At 64.8% G+C, this 21,278-nt stretch carries 18 protein-coding genes and 1 pseudogene; 12 read left to right on the top strand and 7 right to left on the bottom strand.

Features of this window, described 5'->3' with window-relative positions:
- Positions 1–1,215: a hypothetical protein gene (locus J0H39_18140; GenBank protein MBN9498676.1), complete on the bottom strand. Its 1,215-nt coding sequence runs from the start codon at positions 1,213–1,215 to the stop codon at positions 1–3.
- A gap of 205 nt (positions 1,216–1,420) precedes the next feature.
- A complete protein-coding gene (locus tag J0H39_18135) occupies positions 1,421–2,203 on the bottom strand; it encodes a FadR family transcriptional regulator (GenBank protein ID MBN9498675.1) in 783 nt (260 codons plus the stop codon).
- Between the two features lie 161 nt (positions 2,204–2,364).
- Between J0H39_18135 and J0H39_18130 the strand changes: the two genes are divergently transcribed.
- Positions 2,365–2,778, top strand: a complete 414-nt coding sequence (locus J0H39_18130; protein ID MBN9498674.1) for a heme-binding protein — start codon at positions 2,365–2,367, stop codon at positions 2,776–2,778.
- Here J0H39_18130 and J0H39_18125 read toward each other — a convergent pair.
- From J0H39_18125 to J0H39_18105, 5 genes are read right to left on the bottom strand one after another with little or no spacing between them, the layout of a single operon-like run.
- Complete coding sequence (locus J0H39_18125; protein ID MBN9498673.1) at positions 2,775–3,932, bottom strand: mandelate racemase; 1,158 nt, start codon at positions 3,930–3,932, stop codon at positions 2,775–2,777. The two genes, J0H39_18130 and J0H39_18125, sit on opposite strands and share 4 nt — an antisense overlap.
- Before the next feature lie 13 nt (positions 3,933–3,945).
- Positions 3,946–5,424, bottom strand: a complete 1,479-nt coding sequence (locus J0H39_18120) for an aldehyde dehydrogenase family protein (GenBank protein ID MBN9498672.1) — start codon at positions 5,422–5,424, stop codon at positions 3,946–3,948.
- Positions 5,421–7,085: a GMC family oxidoreductase N-terminal domain-containing protein gene (locus J0H39_18115; protein MBN9498671.1), complete on the bottom strand. Its 1,665-nt coding sequence runs from the start codon at positions 7,083–7,085 to the stop codon at positions 5,421–5,423. Before J0H39_18115 ends, J0H39_18120 begins: the two co-directional genes overlap by 4 nt.
- 8 nt (positions 7,086–7,093) lie before the next feature.
- Positions 7,094–8,923: a TRAP transporter large permease subunit gene (locus tag J0H39_18110; GenBank protein MBN9498670.1), complete on the bottom strand. Its 1,830-nt coding sequence runs from the start codon at positions 8,921–8,923 to the stop codon at positions 7,094–7,096.
- Between the two features lie 16 nt (positions 8,924–8,939).
- Positions 8,940–9,938 carry a TRAP transporter substrate-binding protein gene (locus J0H39_18105; protein MBN9498669.1) on the bottom strand — a complete coding sequence of 333 codons (999 nt, stop codon included), beginning with the start codon at positions 9,936–9,938 and terminating at the stop codon, positions 8,940–8,942.
- A 174-nt stretch (positions 9,939–10,112) separates the two neighbouring features.
- On the opposite strand from J0H39_18105, the gene J0H39_18100 reads away from it, so the two are divergent.
- The 11 genes and pseudogenes from J0H39_18100 (at position 10,113) to J0H39_18050 (ending at position 21,269) form a co-directional block, all read left to right on the top strand.
- Positions 10,113–11,576, top strand: a complete 1,464-nt coding sequence (locus tag J0H39_18100) for a PLP-dependent aminotransferase family protein (GenBank protein ID MBN9498668.1) — start codon at positions 10,113–10,115, stop codon at positions 11,574–11,576.
- Positions 11,577–11,614: 38 nt separating this feature from the next.
- Positions 11,615–11,701, top strand: a pseudogene (locus J0H39_18095) (3-oxoacyl-ACP reductase).
- A 378-nt stretch (positions 11,702–12,079) separates the two neighbouring features.
- Positions 12,080–12,850, top strand: coding sequence for a DeoR/GlpR transcriptional regulator (locus J0H39_18090; GenBank protein MBN9498667.1), 771 nt, complete (start codon positions 12,080–12,082; stop codon positions 12,848–12,850).
- A 101-nt stretch (positions 12,851–12,951) separates the two neighbouring features.
- Positions 12,952–13,746: a 2-dehydro-3-deoxyglucarate aldolase gene (locus J0H39_18085; protein MBN9498666.1), complete on the top strand. Its 795-nt coding sequence runs from the start codon at positions 12,952–12,954 to the stop codon at positions 13,744–13,746.
- Entirely contained in the window at positions 13,743–15,158 is a 1,416-nt protein-coding gene (locus J0H39_18080; GenBank protein MBN9498665.1) for a hypothetical protein, read from the top strand. The genes J0H39_18085 and J0H39_18080 overlap by 4 nt, the downstream gene beginning before the upstream one ends.
- A 103-nt stretch (positions 15,159–15,261) precedes the next feature.
- Complete coding sequence (locus tag J0H39_18075) at positions 15,262–15,957, top strand: GntR family transcriptional regulator (protein ID MBN9498664.1); 696 nt, start codon at positions 15,262–15,264, stop codon at positions 15,955–15,957.
- 56 nt (positions 15,958–16,013) lie between these two features.
- The gene (locus J0H39_18070; GenBank protein MBN9498663.1) at positions 16,014–17,327 is read left to right on the top strand and encodes an extracellular solute-binding protein; all 1,314 of its coding nucleotides are present in this window, start codon (positions 16,014–16,016) and stop codon (positions 17,325–17,327) included.
- Positions 17,324–18,241, top strand: a complete 918-nt coding sequence (locus J0H39_18065) for a sugar ABC transporter permease (protein ID MBN9498662.1) — start codon at positions 17,324–17,326, stop codon at positions 18,239–18,241. Before J0H39_18070 ends, J0H39_18065 begins: the two co-directional genes overlap by 4 nt.
- On the top strand, positions 18,238–19,074 hold the full coding sequence (locus tag J0H39_18060) for a carbohydrate ABC transporter permease (GenBank protein MBN9498661.1): 837 nt from the start codon (positions 18,238–18,240) through the stop codon (positions 19,072–19,074). Before J0H39_18065 ends, J0H39_18060 begins: the two co-directional genes overlap by 4 nt.
- Before the next feature lie 9 nt (positions 19,075–19,083).
- On the top strand, positions 19,084–20,160 hold the full coding sequence (locus J0H39_18055; GenBank protein ID MBN9498660.1) for an exo-alpha-sialidase: 1,077 nt from the start codon (positions 19,084–19,086) through the stop codon (positions 20,158–20,160).
- Between the two features lie 11 nt (positions 20,161–20,171).
- Complete coding sequence (locus J0H39_18050) at positions 20,172–21,269, top strand: exo-alpha-sialidase (protein MBN9498659.1); 1,098 nt, start codon at positions 20,172–20,174, stop codon at positions 21,267–21,269.
- Positions 21,270–21,278: the final 9 nt, after the last annotated feature.

The raw sequence follows: 21,278 nt of genomic DNA, 5'->3' as shown, positions 1-21,278 counted from the left end.
TCACCACGCCGGGCTTTTGGGATACCAGCCGGGGCGCCCACTATCGGCCAGGCCAGGATTGAGGAAGCGGTCGCTGGCGGCCCCCGACGACGCGAGGGCCGCGTATTTGGCGAGCTTGGCTTCGTCGATCGCGACCCCTAGTCCCGGTCCTTCGGGCGGGCGTACGACGCCGCCCTTCGGTACGATCTTGCCGCCGACGATGATGTCGTCGGCCAGATGCAGGTTCATGCAATCGATCGCGAGCTTGAGATTGGGCATGGCGCTGGCGGCATGGATCATCGCCGCCCAGCCAACGCCAAGTTCGGCGCTCGAATGCATGCCGAGATCGATCCCGGCCGCCTGGCACATCCGGTCCACGGCCATCGTCGCGCGCATACCGCCCCAGTACCAGACATCGCTCAACACGATGTCGATGGCGCCCATCTGGATCGCGGGCTGGAACTCCTCGAACGTCGTCACGCACATATTGGTCGCCATCGGCGTGGTCACCGAACGGCGGACTTGCGCCATACCGGCGGCGTTCCAGCACGGATCCTCGTAGTATTCGAGACCGATCTTGTCGAGATCGCGCCCGATGCGCACGGCGGTCGCCGGCGTCCAGCAGCCTTGCGGATCGAGACGCAGACGCATATCGCGCCCGAACGTGTCGCGCAGCGCTTCCATCGCGTCGCGATCGACCTCGGGCGCGAAATACCCGCCTTTCAGCTTCAGCGCATTGAAGCCGTAATCGGCGACCTGCTTCTTGGCGAACGCGACCACGGCGGCGACGTCGTGGATCTGCCCCCGCCCTTGCGCGTTGTTGTGGCGATAGAACAGATAGGACGCGACCGGCACTTCGTTATGCACTTTGCCGCCCAGCAACCGGTAGACCGGCTCGTCCAGCGTCTTGCCCGCAAGATCGAGACACGCGATCTCCAGCCCCGCCATCAACGGCTCGGGCTTCTGCCACGGGTAATAGTTCCAGTGCTTGATCCGGCCGATCAGGCGGTTCGTGTCCAAGGGGTTCTCGCCCTTGAAGATCGCCTCGAACATGCGGAAAGTCTCGGCCTTGTAGCGTGCCGCGACTTCGCCATACCCGATCTTGCCGTTCTCGCCCACCACCTTGATCAGCACGCGTGGATACGCACCCAGCGAGCCGTAGCAGGTCAGGATCGGCGCCTCCACCGGCACCGTCACCGGGATGCACTCGATCTTCTCGATACGCGTCGAACCCAAGGCGCACTTCCTTCCCGAACCGGCGGCGCGGTTGCTCCGGCGCACGCCCTTCTCAATAGGTCAGACCAATAAAGCGGATTGGTCAACCACGAGTCAAGCGCGTTTACCGCGCCCTCGGTCGAGGCGTGAAAATGCCAGCTAAATAAGGATTAGCGGCGAACCCGGTCCGGCGCGGATTGTGGATTGGTCAGTCCAAACGGCCGACTCAATCGAAGAATCGCTTCTCGGCCCGCTGCATGTAACGGATCATGATCGCGCGCGCGGCCGCCCCGTCGCGCACCTCCAACGCCTCGACGATCTCGCGCCGGTCGGCGATCACCTGCATGCGATGTTCGGGCAGCACGACGCGCGCGCGCAGCTTGAACCACATTTCGCCGCGGCGCAGATCCCACAAATGTCGCACCAACGCCGCCAGCACGGTGTTGCGCGAGGCTTCGGCGAGCGTCACGTGAAAGGCGTAGTCCTCGGCTTCGGCGAGTTCGCCCTTGGCGAATTTCGCCGCCGCTTCGAACACCGCGCGGCGCATCGTATCGATCTGCGCTTTGGTGACGTGTTCGGCCGCGAGGGCGGCCAGTTCGGGCTCCACCAGTTTACGCGCTTCGAACTGTTCGCGCACACCCGGCCCCGCGTCGCCGGCATTCGACCACGGCAGTTTGAAACCTTCGGGCGCCAACGCACGCACGAAGGTGCCGCTGCCGACCAGAACTTCGATCAACCCCGCCGTTTCGAGCGCGATCATCGCCTCGCGCAACGACGGGCGGCTGACGCCGAGTTGCTGCGCGAGTTCGCGTTCGGGCGGCAGCCGATCGCCGGGCTTGAACTTGCGCGCGCGCAAATGCGCCTCGATGCGCGCCGCGATTTCTTCGTAAAGCCGTTTGCGCGGGCCTTCCGGCGGTGTGGCGAATCCGCCCTCGCGCAGCGGCGCCAATTTGGCGGCGTTGAGAGGCTTGCGCGGTTTGGCTGGTTTCAGGGCGATCGAGCGTTTCAAGGGAACGGCGCGGGAATTGGTCAGACCTATCTGCGCACGCTAGTTCCGCCGCCGCGATCCGTCAAGGAACGCGCGCCTTGCCCGGCGATAGCGCCATCCCCGTCATTATGCTGGCCGGGAAGATCGCGGATGATATTCTCGGCCGCCGACGGAGGAACACGATGACCAGCTTGCCGACGAAACATTTCCTGCCCCACACGCTCGCCAAAACCATGCTCACCGCGTGCGAGGAGAAGGCCCGCGCGATGGGCCTTGCCATGACGATCGCCATCGTCGACGAAGGCGGTCATCTGATCGCGTTTTCCCGCATGGACGGCGTGCATGCCGGCACGATCGAACTCGCGATCGGCAAGGCGCGCTCGTCGGTCATGTTCAAGCGCCCGACCGCGAAGTTCGAAGAATCCGTCGCCGCCGGCACGATCGGGCTGTTGAAGTTGCCCAACGTCCTGCCTTTCGCGGGCGGCGTGCCGCTGCTCGTGGACGGAAGGTTGATCGGTGCCGTCGGCGCAAGCGGTGCCGCCGCCGCGCAAGACGCGCAAGTGGCGGCGGTCGCGCTCGACCTGATCCCGGCTTAGCGCAGCACCTCGATCTTATTCGCCGCGATCAAATCGAAGTCGATTTTGGCGCCGAGGCCCGGTCCTTGCGGTGCGGCAAGGCAGCCCTCGGCGTCGATCTCCAAATCCTCGATCAGCGCGTATTTCTGGGCGGCGGCGGGCAACAGCACTTCGAAGCACTGCGTGTTGCGGATCGACAGGGCGGCATGAAGCTGCGCCAGATTATTCAACGAGTTTCCGCCGTGATGGATTTCATAATTCATCCGGAACGCGTCGGCCAACGTCGCCGCCTTCAACACGCCGGTCAGCCCGCCCTTCACCGCCACGTCGCCGCGCAGATAATCCGTCGCCTGCGCGACGATCCAGTTGGCGTAGGAGTGGAAACCGCCGGGCGAATACTCCGTCGCCATCAGCGGGATCGTCAGCTTCTGGCGCAGCTTGGTGTAGTTGTAGATGTCGTCCTCGGCCAGCGGGTCTTCGAACCACAGGAAACCGAGTTCCTCGACCGCCTTACCCAGCCGAACCGATTCGACGAAATCGTGGATGCCGCCGGTATCGATCATCAGCGGAAAATCGGGGCCGACGGCCTTGCGGATCGCCTTGCAGGCCGCGATCGCGTCTTCGACCAAGCGCGGCGGATGGATTTTGTATCCGCGATAACCGGCGTTCTTCGCCCCTTCCGCCTCGCGGACATATTCGTCGATCGTCGCGTAGGTCGGCGACGACGCGTAGCACGGGATACGGTCGCGCGACGTTCCCAGCATCCGGCATACCGGCATGCCGGCGATCTTGCCCGCAAGGTCCCACAACGCGACGTCGACCGCGCCGATCGTGCGCATCGTCGTCGCGCGCTGGACCGTGTGCAGATCGGTCCAGATTTTCTCGCGCGCGCAAGGGTCGGCTCCGATCAGCTTGGGCTTCAATGTGCGGATCAGCGACACGACATCGAGATAGGCGCCACGGATCGACGAGCCCAAGAACGAATGACCTTCCAAGCCATCGTTCGTTTTGATCGTAACGAGACCCAGCTCGCTGGTTCCCGTCGTCGCCGGGTTGCGGTCGCTGTAACGCAAGACAGGCACGTCCTTCCAAGTGAAGATCGTGACCGAGACGTCGGTGATCGTCTGATTCGAATTGTGCGAAACCTGCGCGCGGGCGGGAGAATTGACGTTCATCGCGATCTTCTCTTTACGGTTGGAGCGCCCGAGGGCGGATGTTGACGTTCTTGAGGCGGAGATATTTTTCGAGACCGGCGAGACCGCGTTCGCGGCCGATGCCGCTGCGCTTCATGCCGCCGAACGGCGCTTGCACGCCGCCCAGATGCCAGTCGTTGACGTAGATCTGTCCGGCCGAGACGCTGCGCTGGAATTCGAAGGCGCGGCCAAGATCGTTGGTGAAGACCGACGCGCACAACCCGTACTGACCGGCATCGGCCAGCGCGAAGGCTTCATCGGCATCGCTGGCGATTAAAACGGTCAGGACGGGGCCGAAAACCTCCTCGCGCACGATCGGCTGATCGGCATCCGACGCGACCAGGATCGTCGGCGCGTAATAAAGCCCGTCCGGGCAACCGGCGATCTCGGGCCGCGCACCGCCGCCCCGCAACTCCGCGCCCGCCGCGCGCGCCGCGACGACCATGCGCTCGATATGCGCGATCTGGCCCGCACTCGCGATGGCACCGAGATTGCCGTCGCGCAGACCGTGGTCGACGGTTAAGGCGCGCACGCGCGCGATCAACTTGTCGAGCAGCGGTTCGGCGATCTTCTTTTCGAGAATCAACAACGACGGCGCCGAGCAGACTTGGCCCGCATGGGTGAACATCTGCTTCGTGGTCACCGCCGCCGCGGCATCGAGATCGGCATCCGCCAGCACGACCAGCGGCGACTTTCCGCCGAGTTCCACCGCCGCCGGCACGACATTGCGAGCGGCGGCCGCCAAGATGCGCCGCCCGGTCGCCAGCGAGCCGGTGAAGGTGATCTGATCGATGCCCGCATGATGGGTCAAAGCCGCACCGGCTTCGTCGCCCCGCCCCGTCACCGCGTTATAGATTCCGGGCGGCAAGCCCGCCTCGTCGAGCACATCGGCGAGAATCAGCGCCGTCATCGGCGTATGATCCGACGGCTTGGCCACGATCGCGCAACCGGCGGCCAAGGCCGGCGCCACGCCACGCGCGGCGGTGCCGAGCGGAAAGTTCGACGGCAGGATTTGCGCCGACACGCCGATCGCCTCGCGCAACGTGACGCTCATCACATCGCCCGGCTGCGGAATCGTGTCGCCTTCGATCTTGTCGGCGGCCCCGGCGTAGTACTCGAAATAGGCGGCGGCAGCGTTCGCTTCCGCGATGCCGTCCTTCAAGGGCTTGCCGCTGTCGATCGTTTCGATCGGGCCGATCCAGTACGCGTCGCGGCGCAGAATATCGGCCGCGCGCCGCAGGATTCGTCCGCGCTCGGCGGGCGCCATCTTCGCCCAAGCGCCGCGCGAAGCCGTGCGCGCCGCCGCGACCGCCGCGTCGATATCGGCCGCGTCGCCGGCGGGCACATCGACGAATGCTTTACCGGTACCCGGATCGAACGACGGCATCGTCGCCCGCCCCGGCACGCGCTTGCCGCCGATCGCCAGCCCGCGCGCCGCATGCGCGATCCGTGCGCGGAGATTTTCGTCGATCATGCGGCGTCCCTCGTCCGGATCGCGTCGGCCATCTTCTCGGCCAGCATGATCGTGGGGATATTCGTGTTGGCGCGCGGCAGCGTGGGCATGATCGACGCATCGACGACGCTCAAGCCCCCCACGCGATGCACGCGCGCCGTCGCGGGATCGACGACCGCTTCGGGGTCATTCGCCGGCCCCATCTTGCAGGTTCCCGCCGGATGCCAGCCGCCGGTAACCACGCGCCCGACATGGGCGTCGAGTGCCGCATCGTCCGCGAGCAGTGATTCGAGCGACGGACCAGGGGCGAGCACGTTGCGGATCAGCGCGTCACGCAGCACGCCCGGCCCGTCCATGACGAGGGCCGGCGGCCAGGTCGCCGCGGCGTTCATCAGCGTTTCGTTGCGCACCAGACGCGCGAGCTTGCCCAGCGCCGAAGCGAAGGGAATGCGCGTAGCCGCCGCAACCGGCTCGGTCGCGAAGATCCGCGCCATCAGTCGAATCGCTTCCTTCAGTCGCACGCGGTCGCGCGGATCGGAAAGCATTTCGAACCGCACGTCGAGCGTGCCGCCCGTCCCGAGCCGTACGAATCCGCGCGAGAACGGCTTGTTGATCCAGGTGAACAATGTGCCGAGGCGCCGACCCACTGGATGCCAGGCCGATTTCGCGACGACGACCGTGTACATGTCCGACGGCGGGCAATCGGCGACGTTGGAGCTGTAGCGCAACGCCATCTGCGAATGCCGGCGCGTCGTTTCGCCCAAGCGCGCCCCGCGCGTGAGATAGGCCGAAAGCGATACCGCCGGATGTTCGAGCAGATTGCGCCCCACCCCCGGCAAATCGATCGCGGGATTCACGCCGGCCTGCGCGATCTCCGCCGCCGGACCGATCCCCGAACGCAGCAACAGACCGGGGCTGTGCAACGCGCCCGCACAAACGATCGTCTCGCGCGCGCGATATTTCCGCTCGCCGGCCACGCATCCGGCCACGCGACGCCCCTCGACGATCAGATCGCGGACTTTGACGCCGGTCAGGATCGTCAAATTCGGCCGCGCGCGCGTCGCCGCGTCGAGATAGGCGGTCGCGACGGATACGCGGTCCCGGCCGTCGTTCGAAATCGCCATCGCGAACCAGCCATCGTCGAACACAGCGTTCTGATCGCCGATATCGTCCCAGCCGAGCTGGCGAAGCCCCTCGGCGACGGCGGTCGAAAAGCCGGGCCAGCGCGCACGCGGGACGCGGCTGATCGCGATCGGCCCCATCGCGCCATGCGCTTGGCCGCCATAGTCGAGATCGCGTTCGAGCTTGCGGAAATAAGGGAAGACATGATCCCAATCCCAGCCCGTCGCCCCCGCTTGCGCCCATTCGTCGTAATCGGCGGGCGCGCCGCGATTGGCCTGCTGGCCGTTGATGCTGGACCCGCCGCCCAGCACGCGCGCCTGTTCGTAATGCCGCGCGGCTGTCGAGCCCGCCGCGAAATGGACGTTCAATCGGTCCCATTGATATTGCGGATCGAAGGCGGAGCGAAACGAATAGGCGTCGCGCAGTTCCGGCGGCGGCGCCATCGGCGAGACATCCGGCCCCGCTTCGATCAGCAGCACGCGGCGATCGGCGCGTTCGCTGAGGCGTGCCGCCAGTACGCCGCCGGCCGATCCGCCGCCGATGATGAGATAATCCCACATCGTAGCGCTCACCCGCGCAGCAGCTTCGGCAGCCACAGCGACAAAGCCGGCACGAAGCTGATCAGCGCCAACGCCACCAGCAACGCGGCGTAATATTGGTTCAGCGCTTTGAACACGGCGGTCGGCTTCACCTTCGCCACCATCGCGGCGATGAAGGTGAGATTGCCGATGGGCGGCGTCAGCGCACCGATGAACAAGTTGAACACCATCAGCACGCCGAAATGCACCGGGTCGATCCCCGCCAACTTGATGATCGGCAGCAGGATCGGCACCAAAATGACCATCGCGGGGGCCGGCTCCAGCGGCAGCCCGACGAGCAATAGCAGCAGGTTGATCGCCAGCAGCAGCAGAAACGGGTATTCGATCAGCGGCCCCATCGCGCCGGCCAAGGTCTGCGGCACCTGTTGAACGGTCAGCATCCAGGCGAAGGGTGTCGACGCCGCGATGATCAGCAAGATCGCGGCCGTATCCTCGGCCGTATTGCGTGACATGACCGGCAATTCGCGCGGCGGCAGGCTGCGATAGACGATCGCGGCCACGAAGCCGGCATAGGCGACCGCCACGGCCGCCGCTTCCGTCGCGGTGAAGACGCCCGAGCGGATGCCGACGACGATGATCAACGGCAAGCCCAGCGCCCATAACCCGTCGCGCAATGCGGTTCCGGCGGCGCGAAACGAGAATCCGCCGGCCGTGGGAACCTTGTTGCGTCGCGCGTAGAAATAAACGACCGACATCAGCGAGATCACGAGCACCGCGCCGGGGATCACGCCCGCCAGGAACAAAGCGCCGACCGAGACCGAAGCGAGGCTGCCGTAGATCAGCAGATTGATCGAGGGCGGGATCAGATTGGCGAGGATCGACGACGCCGCCGTCGTCGCGGCCGCGAAAGGCGCGTCGTAACCGTTCTTGCGCATCTCCGGAATCAGTATCTTGCCCAGCGCCGCGCAATCCGCGCTGGACGAGCCCGACATGCCGGCCATGAAGAAGTTCGATACGACGTTCACCTGACCGATGCCGCCGCGCAGATGCGCAACCAGCGCATGCGCGATGCCGATGATGCGCCGCGTGACGCCGCCCCGGTTCATCAGCTCGCCCGCGAGCATGAAGAACGGGATCGCGATCAGCAAAAAGGAGTCGATTCCGCCTAGCATGCGCTGCGGCAGAATGTCGAAATTCGCCAGCGGATCGAGCCACAACCCGACGATCGAAGCGCCGATCAGCGAAAACGCGACCGCCACGCCAATGGAAAGAAAGGCGAGCAAGGCGACGACGAGGGCCACGCTGCCCCAAGCGCCTTCGAGCTTCACTTCCGGCCCATAGGCCATAAAGAAATAGAGCGCGAGTCCGAGGGTGAAGCAAAGCGCCGCGTGCGCAAGGCCGCGCTTGCCCGCGAAGATGCCGAGGAAATAGCCGCCGATCAGCAAACAGGATGCCGCCATGACGTCGTAAAGCGAGCTCATCGGCAGATCGAAGACCGACGCGGTCGAGACCGTGCGGGCCCCGACCCGCATCGCATGCACGCCCAGCACGACCAGACACAGCACGGTCACGGCGCCCGCGACGATCTCCGCCACGGCGCGGAATGGCGCCGGTAAGCCGCCGAGAATGTCGTCCATCCGCGGATGCTTGTCGTCGCGGCATGCCGTCGCCGAGCCGATCAGCGCAAAGACGATCAACAACAGGCGCGAAAGCTCTTCCGTCCAGGCGAAGGGACTGTCGAACACGTAACGCGTGACGACCTGCAACAATGCGAAGCCGAGCATCGTCGCCATCGTCACATGCAGCAGCGCCACCAGCGCCGCATCGACCCGTCGTCCCATCGCCTGGATGCCGGACATCGCTCTACGCTCCCGCTCAGCCGGCCGCGGCTGCGTTGATGAAATTGCGCAACGCCTCGGTCTTGTTGCGCTGGTGGAACTCGGCATGCACCGGTTCGACCGCCGCGCGGAACGGCGCGAGGTCGGGAGTGGATTCCACCACGCCCGCCGAGATCATCTGACGGACGAGATCGGCTTCGGTCGCGAGCTCGGAAGCGCGCTGCGAAGCTTCGACGTCCTTGGCGGCGGCGACGCACACGGCCTGCACGTCGGCCGGCAATGTGGCGAAGCGCTTGCCGGTCGTCAGACCGAAACCGACCATGATATGGCCGGTGACCGCGCGGTTTTTCGCGACCTCGTAGATTTTCGAAGATTGCACGATGCCGTTGGAGCCTTCGAAGCCGTCGATCACGCCCGCTTCCAGCGCCGTATAGATTTCGGGGAACGGCAGCGGCGTGGGGTTCGCGCGCAGCGCGCGGAACGTATCGACGAAGACGCGCGCTTCGGGCGCGCGGATCTTCAGGCCGCGCATATCGTCGAACGACTTGATCGCCTTGTTGCGCGTGTAGACGTGGCGGAATCCGTCGTACCACCAGCCGAGATAGCGGTGCCCCGTGCGCGCGGCGAGAAGCTCGTTCAGCGCCGGGGTGAACGGACCGTCGACGACGCGGAAATAGTGCTCGGCGCTGCGCCAGGTGAAGGGCAGATCCATCACCGCGATCTGCGGCAGGAAATTGCCCATGGTCGCGGAATTCGAATGCGTGAAGTCGAGCTGTCCCGTCTCGATCAGCGTCTGCAACTCGCGATCGACGCCGAGTTGGTTGTTCGGGAACAGTTCGATCGTCGCCTCGCCGTTGGTCTTCGTCTGGACGATTTCGATGAAGCGGCGCGCCGCGGTATCGGTCGAATGGCCGACCGGCTGGCTATGGGCATAGCGCAGGCGGACCGGACGGCGCTGCGCGATCGCCGGGGCCGCAAGGAACATGGCCGCGCTTCCGATCAGGACACTGCGGCGCGAAGACTGGATCGACTTCATGGCGTTTCTCCCTTTTTTGCCGGCCCCGTCATTTTCTTATTGACCGGGCGCTTGATTGTGCTAAATGTACTTGATTGATGTACTGGAATCGGTGTATCAGGCGCCATGAATGCCGTCAATAATATTGATTGGGCCGTTTTTCGGACCGATCTGGAAAGTACAAACAGTACATTATTGAGCGATGCGGTCGCTGAATTGCTCCGGCGTTTGATCGCCGACGGCATTCTCGTGACGCAAACGCGGCTGCCCAGCACACGCGATTTGGCGAAGGCATTGGCGGTCAGCCCGGCGACCATCGCCGCCGCCTACTCCGCTCTCGTGGCCAAAGGCGTGCTTCATGCGCATGTCGGGCGCGGCACGTTCGTCAAAGAAGGCAAGCCCGCCCCCGCCACGCCCGCTTTCGTTTCCGACGCCGTCGCCAGCGACGCGGTGTGGCTGCCGCCGCGCAAACCCAGCGCGCGCCAGGAAGTCGTCGGGCGATGGCTCGCCCGCGCACGCCCGGGCGTGGGCGTCAATCTCGTCGGCGGCTACGGCGATTATCGCCTCGCGCCCGCGCAGGAATATTGGAAGACGCTCGAACGCGTCGCGCGCGACGATCGCGAGTATGCGATGCAGTTCTGCCCGCCGCTCGGCCATATCGAAGCGCGCCAAGCGGTCGCCGATTTCGCGCGCACCCGTATGGATATCGCCGCGTCGGTCGACGACGTCTATGTCGGAACCGGCGCGCATAATTTCCTCGATCTCATTCTGCGCTGCTTTCTGGAGCCGGGCGACGTGGTGGCGTGCGAAGCGGCCACGTATTACGGCTCGCTGGATCTTTTCGCGCTCGCCGGCATTCGCGTCGTCGCGATCCCTTCGGACGAGGAAGGGATCCGCCCCGACGGTCTTGCCAACGTGCTGCATGCACACCGTCCCAAGCTCGTCTATCTCACCGGCACGGCGTCGCATCCCCATGGGCGCATGTGGTCGTCCGCACGGCGCGATGCGATCGCCGCCGTGGTGCGCCGCTCGCATGTGCTGGTGGTCGAGGATGGCTCGGTCGCCCAAATGCGCTATGGCGATACCGAAGCCGCGACGCTCAAAAGCGTCGATCGCGCGGGCCAAGTCATCTTCGTGTGCAGCTTCTCGCGCACGATTTTTCCGGGCCTGCGCATCGCCGCCGCGATCGGGGCGCCCGAAATCGGCGCGCGCCTATCCTCGACGCTGCAATCGCATACGCGCCTGCAAGGCGCTTTGCCGCAACTCGCCTTCGCGCGATTCCTGTCGGGCGACGCCTATGCCGCGTCGATGCGCGCGGCGACCGCCATCTATCGCACGCGGCGCGACGCGCTGATCGAAGGTTTGGGCGTCGAGGCCGCCGGAATTGCGCGCCCCGAATGCGGCTTTACGCTCTGGCTCGAATTGCGCGACCGGTTGGACGGCAACGCGTTGTGTCAGCGCCTGTCCGATGCGTCGATCTTCGCCCTTCCCGGCGACGTCTTCGTCGCCTTTCCCGATCGCAATGCCGCCGTCCGCCTCGCCTTCGGGCAGAACGACGCCGATACGTTGCGCGAGACCGGAAAACGCATCGCGGCGGAAATCGCCGCGTTGCGCCGCGCGCCGGAAAATTCTGCCGCGACCTACGCCGCCACGGCGTGAACGCGACCGTCGCCGATTATCCGGTCGACGAACCCACCGAGATGATCGTGTGGCTGGTCACGAAGCAGAACAGCTTCACCACCGGCGCCGAGTTCGACCTGTCCGGCGGCCGCGCGACATACTGAAACGCCGAAGCGGCAAACGTCGCGTTAAGCCGCCAATATCGGCCCCAAGTATCGATCGCACGGCAATTCATCGATGGCGATGTCGCGCCCTACGGGTTCATGACATTGCGTCTGCTATACGCGAGCCATCTGGCGGTTGCCGGGCTCGGCCAGTTGGCGGGCGATGTCACGATCGGCGGATCGCTCGCCGATCCGCGCATCCGCGCGAGTGAGGGCGGCGCCGGCGCCGCCGCGATTCCTCATAGCGAGGCTAAGGGCGGTCGAGGTCAAACGAGCACACTTGGATAGACATTTCGATTTGCCGCCGCGTGCAAACCGGAGGATTATCCCCGCGCGGACGGCCGGTTCGTCCGCCGATGCAACCGACGGCAAACGACAATGATCGCGCTCAATCTCCGCCAGCAACACATCGCCAACGCCGCCCGTGACAAGGGCTTCGTCACGATCGACGATCTGGTCGTCACACTCGATGTCACGCCGCAGACCGTGCGCCGGGACATCAATTTCCTATGCGAACACGGCATTCTGGCACGCTTCCATGGCGGGGCCGCGTATCGCTCCAGCGTGGCGAACATGCCTTACGAAACGCGCGCGGGCTCGATGACCGAGGAGAAAGCCGCGATTGCCGCACGCGTGGCGATGGAGATTCCCGACGCGTCCTCCGTGTTCATCGATATCGGCACGACGGCCGAAGCGGTCGCTCAGGCACTGAGAAGCAAATCCAATCTGCGCATCGTCACCAACAATCTCAACGTCGTGCGCTTGCTCGCCGGCAAGGAGGATTTCGAGGTGACGGTGACCGGCGGCGTTTTGCGCCATCGCGACCACGCGATCACCGGTGCCGCCGCGACCGCCTTCGTCGAGCGCTATCGCCTCGACTATTCGATCCTGGGCGTGGTCGCGATCGACGCCACCGGCGCCATTCTCGACTTCCATGCCGACGAGGAGCCGCTGACCCGCGCCGTGATCGGCTGCGGGCGGCAATGCTTCGTGGTCGCGGACAGCAGCAAATTCGGCCGTAACGCGATCGCGCGTGTCGCGCATCTATCGCAGGTCGCGGCCCTGTTCACCGATGCCGTGCCCGACGGTGTTTGGGCCAAGACGATCAAGGAGTCAGGCGTCCGGCTGGTTCTGCCGAATACCGACTGAAGTTCGAATTCGAACATTTTTGTTTGAAAACGAACTTTTCTACGTTACGATCTCCTCAATTCGGTTCGGAATCGAATATTTCCGGCCATCGGGGGAAACGTATGAAGTGGATCCGCAAGCGCGCACTCGCCGGTGAAATGCTCGGCGGCGCTTGGCTCAGCCTCGCTTCGCCGGTCGCGGCGGAGATCACCTCGCGCAGCGGTTTCGACTGGATCCTGTTCGATCTCGAACATGGCTTCGGCGACAACAACGATCTGCTCCACCAGCTTCAGGCGATCGAAGCGTCGCCCAGTGTCGGCATCGTGCGTGTGCCCGCGATCGACGGCCCGATCTTCAAGCGCGTGCTCGATCTGGGCCCCGCCGGCTTGATGATCCCGAACGTGTCGACCGCCGAAGCCGCCGTCGAACTCGTGCGCCAGGCACGCATTCCCCCGCTGGGCGTGCGCGGAGCCGCGCAATCGACGCGCGCTTCGGGCTACGGCTTCGGCTACGAACGCTATATCGCCGAGGCGAACGCCAATCTGCTGATGGTCGCGCAAATCGAATCACGCGAAGGCGTGGCGAACGCGGAATCGATCGCGGCCGTCGACGGAATCGACGTGTTGTTCGTCGGCCCGTTGGACCTGTCGATCGATATGGGCTTGCCCGCCGAGCGCCCGCGCGGCGAGTTCGCCGACGCCGTGGCGAAAGTGGCGCGAGCCGCGCGCCAACACGGCAAAGCCGCCGGCGTGCTGGTCCGCAACATCGAACAGGCGCGCGACTACGCGGAACTCGGTTTCACCTTCATCGCGATGGGCTCCGACCGCGGCCTCATCGCCAGCGGCATGGTGCGCAACGCCAAGGATTTGGCGGCTTTGCGCGCGCCCACCACCGCGAAGGCGGCTTCCGGCCAATGAAGCAGACACCCGTCATTCTCGCGGTCGATCTGGGAACGCAGAGCCTGCGCTTCTCGATCGTCGCGGCCGACGGGTCGAAGCCGTGGACATGGTCCTGCGCCATTTCCACGCGCACGCAAGGCGATATCAGCGAACAGGCTTCCACCGCTTGGGACGAATCTTTGCGCGAAGGCTTCGCGCAAGCCAAGCGCGCGGGCGCGAAGTTCGATGCGGTCGCGGCCGCGGGTCCGCTCGCCGGCTGGGTGCCGCATGATGCGGACGGCAAGGCTTTAGGCCCGGCGCTGATGTATTTCGACAAGCGCAGTGCCGCCGATCTCGCCGTGCTGGAAGAAGCCGAAGGTCAACGCGCCGACGGTTTGCGCGCGACGATCGCCGATCCGGTCCCGCATCTACTGCGGTTGCGCCGCGAAAGCCCCGAGATCTATGCGCGCACGCATCGCTTGCTCGACGCGACCGGGCATCTGAATGCGCGATTGACCGGTGGCGTGGCGACGCTCGATATCTATACGGCGCTACGCTTGCCTGCCGCCGATCTCGCGCGCCGCCTCGATATCGACGTGACGAAACTCGGCCGGCCGACGCGCATCGGCGAAACGATCGGCACGCTCGCCCCCGAATTCGGCGCGCCCGTGCCCGTGATCGCCGCGAGTTTCGACAGCAAGACCGCCTATATCGCCAGCGGCATTTCCAAGCCCGGCGAAGCGCTCGATATCTCCGGCACGGTCACATCCTTCGGCGTGGTCGCACCCAAGCGCTTGGTCGATGCGCAACGTCGCGTCTATTCGGTTCCGCTCGACGAAGCCTGGCTCGTGCGCGGCTCGATGGGCGGGACCGGCAGCATCCTCGAATGGGCGCGCGGCGACATGCCGTTCGAGGATTACGAAAAGCTCGCGGCAAGCGCGCCACCCGGTGCCAAGGGCGTTACCTTCCTGCCCTTCCATTCGGGCGCACGTGCGCCCCTGTGGAACCCGGCGATGCGCGGCGCGTATCTGGGCCTGTCGCTCGACACGGATCGTGCGGCGATGGCGCGCGCCGTGTTCGAAGGCATGGCGCTCGGCCTCAAGCACGTTGCGGCGGCGATGGCGGAAAGCGGCGTGGCGCTCGATGAGCTTCGGCTCGCCGGCGGGCTCGCGCGCAGCGATCTGCTGGCACGCTTGAAGGCCGATATTCTTGGCCGTCCGGTCGTGCGCTGCGCCGATTACGAATTGACGACGCTCGGCCTCGCCGTCATCGCACATACGGCGATCGGCGCCTTCCCGTCGCGCGTCGCCGCGAGCCGCGTACTCGTGCGCCTTGCCGACCGCATCCATCCCGGGCCCGATGCGGCGACTTACGCCCCCGCTTATCGCCGCTATGTCGCCGCCGTGACCGCGCTCACCCCGGTCTTTGCGGTCAATTCGGTATCTGGATAACGCGATGGCGCGCTATCAGCCCATTTTTGAATCAAATCCCTTGACTCAGAATACAAAGAGTCAAAATTATATATCATCTTTCACTTTCAAAGATGATGTCCCGATGCTCGAAGTCCGCAGCGAATTCCCGATCTCCAACGACGAGACCGAGCTCACCGCCTATTCCAAGCTGACCAACGCGCTGTGCCTGGATATCCAGGCCGGGCGCTTCGATCCGGACTCGCGACTGAAAGTGCGCGATCTGGCCGAGCGCTATGGCGTCAGCCCCAGCCCGGTGCGCGAGGCGTTGCAGGTCCTGAACGGGCTGGGTCTGGTCGAGATCGACCCGAACAAGGGTGCGCGCGTGCGCCACCTCTCGCCCGCCGAAGTCGATCAGGCCTGCCAGATCAACCAAGCGCTCGAATCCTTCGCCGCGCGAATGCTCGCCGAAAGCGCCTCGCCCCATCAAATCCGCGTGCTGCGCGAGATCGATGCGCGCCATCAGCAAGCCTATCGCGACGGCGATGTCGAAGGGCTCAGCAATATCGGCCGCGACTTCCATTTCGCGATCTACCGCTTCATCCGCAATCCGTTCGTCACGCGCACGGCGATCGTCCATACGACGCTCGCCTTCGTGAACCGGCGCGAAGTCGGCTTCAGCCAGGCGCGCCTCGACGCGATCTGCGCCGAGCACACCGAAATTCTCGACGCGATCGAAGCCCACGATCCCGACCGCGCCGCCAAACAAGCTTTCGAGCACGCGCGCTCCTGCACCGACGATCTTGTCGATCGCGTGTCGAAGCGCCCGTCCCAACACTGACACGCAAAACGGCGCACGGCCCGAACGGCCGGCGCCCCAAAGGGAGGAACAAACGGATGAAAACCACGATCACGCGCCGCGCGCTTGCGGCCACCACCGCGATCGCGCTGGGACTGCTCGCCGCCTGGAACGCGCCGGCGAACGCGCAAGCCCAGAACCGCGAAGTCACGCTGATGGGCCTCGAAGTCCATCTCAATAATCTGCGCGCCCAAGGCTTCGCGCGCGGCGGCGTGGATACGCTGGCCGATTTCGAGCGCGACGTCGCCAAGGTGCGTTTCAATGTCGGCACGACCAACGTGCTGCAAGAAGCGCTGCAACGCATCGGCCTGCTGAATCGTTCGGAAGAAGATCTGATCTTCGTGAACTTCGCAGACGCCAATATCCGCCTGCGCAATTTCCTGCAACCGCTCAACGATTACGTCGCCAAGGAGCCGATCGCCGGTTTCCCGCAAGCCTGGTCGCCCGGCATGGTCGCCGCCTCCACGCTCGGCAATCAGCTTTACATGGTGCCGTTCCGCTGCGGCACGTTCACGCTGTGGTCGAACACCGAGAACGCCAAGACCGCCGGCGTGTCGGGCATCCCCAAGACGCCCGAGGAACTTTACGAGCAAGCCAAGGCCGGCACATTCACCCGCCCGAATGGCGAGAAAGTGTTCGGCTTCGGTCTGCGCGGCGACAAATGGTCGCTGAACGAAGACTACGCCATGGCCGTGCGCATGTTCGGCGGCGACCTGGTGACGCCCGACATGAAGGTCGTGCTGAACGAAGCGGGCTCCGTCAAGGCGGCCGAGATGCTGCGCCGCATGTATGTGGAAGGCATCATCCCGCCGAATTGGGCCACGCTCGACGGATCGTCGCTGATCCAGTTGTTCCGCGAAGGCCGCGTGACGATGGCGTTCGGCGCGTCGAGCTGGGGCGCCCAGTTCGAGGGCGGCGAGTCGAAGGTGAAGGGCATCACCATCCCGTCGCACGTGCCGCTTTCGCGCGATCTGTGGACCGACAAGGTGACCTACAGCCCCAGCATCGTCTGGTTTTGGGGCATCGGCATGTTCAAAGGCGCCACCGACAAGGATATCGGCTATCAGCTGATCCGCCACATGATGAAGCCGGATGTGCAGCGCGAAGTGGCCAAGAACGGCAACGGCCCCTGCACCGCCGATTTGTTCGCGGAGATGGCGAAAACCCAGCCGGTGATGAAGCTGGCGCAGGAGATCTTCGCGATCTCGCGCACGCCGCTGCCTGCGCACCCGCGCATGGGCCAGGTCCGCGACCTGATCGGCGAAACGCTGCAGAACATCGTGGTCAACGGCGCCCCGGCGAAGGCCGAGCTCGACAAGGCCGCCGCCCAGATCCGCGGGATGCTCGATTGAGCCACGTACACGCCAAACCCGCCGCGGGCCGGTATCGCTTCGACGCGAATACCTGGCTCGCGGCGGCCCTTCTCGGGCCCGTCGCGATCGTTTTGCTGGCGATCATCGTCGTGCCGTCGATCGACCTGTTCGTCATGTCCTTCACCGACGCGTCGCCGGGCATGGACACCGAATGGGTCGGTTGGAAGAACTATGTCCGCATCCTGTCGAACCCGGACTTTCAGGCCGCGCTGGTCCGCAACGTGATTTTCGTGGTCACGGTCGTGGGCCTCGAAATGCTGATCGGCCTCGGCATCGCGCTGCTGCTGGAAAATCCGCTGCCCTTGCGCGGGCTATGGATGGCGCTGATCGTCGCCCCCTATGCGGTCAGCCCGATCGTCGCGGTCGTAATGTGGAAATACATGCTCGACCCCAATTTCGGCGTCGTGAACTTCATGATGGGCAGCGCTGGATTCCCCACCGTCGCCTGGTTCACCTCCGCCGGCACGTCGATGGCGGGCATCATCGTGATCGCGGTGTGGAAGGAATTCTCCTTCGTCACCATCGTCAGCTTCGCCGCCCTCAAAGCCATTCCCCATGATTTCGTCGAGGCCGCGCGCATCGACGGGGCCGGCTATCCGCAGATCCTGCGGTTCATCAAGCTGCCGATGATCCTGCCCGCACTTTCGATCGTGATGATGTTCCGCATCATCTACACGCTGCGCGAATTCGCGATCGTCCATACGACGACCGGCGGCGGCCCCGGCACGTCGACCGAAATTCTGGCGCTGTACCTCTATAAGCAAGCCTTCCGCTATCTGAATTTCGGCGCGGGTGCCGCGACCGGCTGGCTGATGCTGCTGGCCACGCTGCTGCTCGCGGGTTTCCTGGTGCGCCGCACCTATCGCGGCATGTTCACGGAGCGCTACCGGTGAATCTTTTGCTCCGCCTGGGCCGCCGCGGCGTGCTCTTCGCCTTGCTCGGGGTCGCCGTGCTCTGGTCGGCGTTCCCGATCGTCTTTCTGATCATGGGCTCGTTCAAGCCCGGCGCCGAGATCTGGGCTTATCCGCCGTCGCTGGCGTTCGAGCCCACGCTCGCCTCCTATCGCGACTTGCCTACGCTCGCCCCGATGTATCTGCCCAATCTGTGGAACAGCGTCGTGGTGACGGTGGTGACGACGCTCGCCACGCTGGCATTATCGGTCGGGGCGGCGTTCGTGTTCTCGCGGTTGCGCGCGGGCTGGCTGAAAGGTCCCGCTCTGCTCGTCATCCTCGTGCGCATGTTCCCGCCGATTATCGTCATCATCCCGCTCTATCCGGTCTTCGCCAATCTCGGCCTGCTCGATACGCTCACACCGCTCGTCCTCGCGGGTATCGCTTTCTCGGTCAGCATTTCGACGCTGCTGCTGAAGACCTTCATCGACGATATCCCGATTGAGTTGGAGGAAGCCGCCCAGATCGACGGCTGCGGACGCGTCGAAGCTTTCGTGCGCGTGACGCTGCCGCTGGTTACACCCGCGATCGGCGCCATCGGCCTGTTCGTCGCGATCACGATCTGGAACGATTATCTGTTCCCGCTCGTCTTCACCTCGACCGAGGCGCGCACGGCGCCCGTGGCCATCGCCGTCGCGATCAACAATCCCGACGGCGTCAAATGGGGCGCGCTGCTGGCGATGTCGACGATCCATCTCGCTCCCATGCTCGCCCTCGTGATGCTGCTCTATCGCCAACTCGTCACGGTGATGACGGTCGGCGCGGTCAAAGGCTGATTGGAGAACATGACAAACGCAATTCCGCTTTGGGATAAGGCCAGGCCGTTCCCGCCGCCGAACACCACGATCGTTCCGGGCACCCGCTATTCGCTGGTCCATCGCCAGACGCCGGATTTCGAATTCCTGCACGAGCCGCGCCTGGCCCATGACGGCAAGACGCTGTACGTGAATTTCTCCAACGCGCCGAAGCTGGAAAGCGAACCCGCCCAGGTGATGCGCGGACGCCGCAGCACCGACGGCGGCAAGACTTGGTCGGGCATCGAAGTCGTCGCCGGCGGTTTCGCCGACGGCAAGCGCCGCCATGAAACGGCTCCGCTTCTGGCGCGCGAAGACGGCGTGTGGGCGCTGGTCGGCCGCTACGATTTCGGCAGCAAAAGCGCCTTGGGCATGGAGATCTGGCGCGAACATCCGGCGACCAAGCAATTCGCGCCCGTCTCCGACGGCATGGCCGCGCCCGATTTCATTCCCTTCGTGTTGCCGCAACGTCTGGCGAATGGCAACTGGATCGTCGGCGGGCATCTGCAAAAGGTCACGCGCGCCGCCGTCGCGATCAGCGAAGGCGATAATCTGCTGCGCTGGCGCGTCGTACCACTACAGGACGACATCCATCCCGGCTTCCCGGAAACGGCGCTGGCCGTGCAAGGCAACGACGTGCTGGCAATCGTCCGGCCGGACAAAGCGCCCAACAGTTTGGCTTTGGCTTCGATCAGCCGCGACGGCGGGAACAGCTTCTCGAAACTGCTGCCGACGGCACTGCCGATGGAGGAAAGCAAACCCTTCGCCGGTACGCTGTCCAACGGCCGGTCCTATCTCATCTGGAACCACGGCAAAGAGCGGCGCAACGAGCTGTGGATCGCCGTGACGGCACCCGGCACGCTTTATCCGTTCGAGAAAGTCTGGCGCTTGGTCGGCGGCCCGGCTGAGGCGCTGCCCGCCGGCCTTGCCGAGATCGGCGAGACGGCGCCCGCGCATAACTGGGCTTATCCCGAAGCGGTCGAACGCGACGGCACGCTCTATGTCGTGTTCTCGCTGAACAAGCGTCACTGCTACATGGCGGCGGTTCCCGTCGCCGCGCTCACCTGAAAACGAGGACGATGATGGCGAACGACTTCTATCCGCTGTGGGACGAAACCGCGAAACTGCCCGCTCCCGGCAAAGTGCCTTTCCTCGACAGCGTGACCCATTCGATGGTCCATCGCGCGATCGCGGGCGAGCAGCAATTCCTGCACGAAAGCTCGATCGCCGTACATGACGGCGAATTGGTCGTGTCCTTCGCCAACGACCCGGTCGACGAGAACAGCGCCGAGGGCATCACCCGCGCGCGAAGGTCGAAGGATTTCGGCCTGACCTGGAGTGCGCCCGAGATGGTGGCACCCGGCGTGGACGGGCGCGAATGCGACAACCACGCTTTGCTGCATTCCTATAACGGCGTGTTGCGCTGCTACGCCGCGCGCTGGGCGGGCGGCATTCAGTCGGACGGCAAATGGCATCCGCTGCCGTCGATGCGCGCCGTACAATTCGTCTGGGAACCGGCGACGAAGGCCTGGCGTGAAACCGGCGTCACGATCCCGAATTTCCTGACCATGCACGGGCCGCAGCGCCTGAAAAACGGCGGCTGGATCATCGCGGGTGAAATCGGCTTCGAAACGCCGGCCGCCGCGATCTGCGACGACGACAAGTTCGCGACTTGGCGCGTCGTGCCGATCCAAGCGCCCAAAGTGCTGAAATTCCCCGAGCCGACGATCATCGTCGACGAGGACCGGCTGGTCGCGATCATCCGCAACGAATTCGTACTCGGTCCGCCGCAGACCCAGGCGCTGGTGTCGGAAAGCTTCGATCACGGCAAGACCTGGACGATGGCGAAGCTCGCCAATCTGCCGATGGTCGCGTCGAAGCCGTTCGGCGGGATTCTCTCGACCGGCCAGCGCTTCCTGGTGTCGAACTATCCGGAACCCACGTCGCGGCGCGGTTGCCTCACCATCGCCGTCAGTAAGCCGGGCGAGAAGAAGTTCTCGATGCTGCGCACGATCCGCCAGGGCGTTCCGCCGGTGCAGATCCCCGGCCTGTGCAAGGAACCGCAATGGTCCTATCCCTACGCGATCGAGCATCAGGGGGCGCTTTACGTCACCTACTCGATCAGCAAGGAGGATTGTGCGATGTCGACGATCCCGCTGGCGGTGTTGCGCGTCTAAGAAATGCCC

The organism is Alphaproteobacteria bacterium (assembly GCA_017308135.1).
Classification (GTDB): Bacteria; Pseudomonadota; Alphaproteobacteria; order CACIAM-22H2; family CACIAM-22H2; genus Tagaea.
The sequence above is the reverse complement of the archived record's forward strand: the minus strand, read 5'-3'. Positions and strand labels throughout refer to the sequence as shown.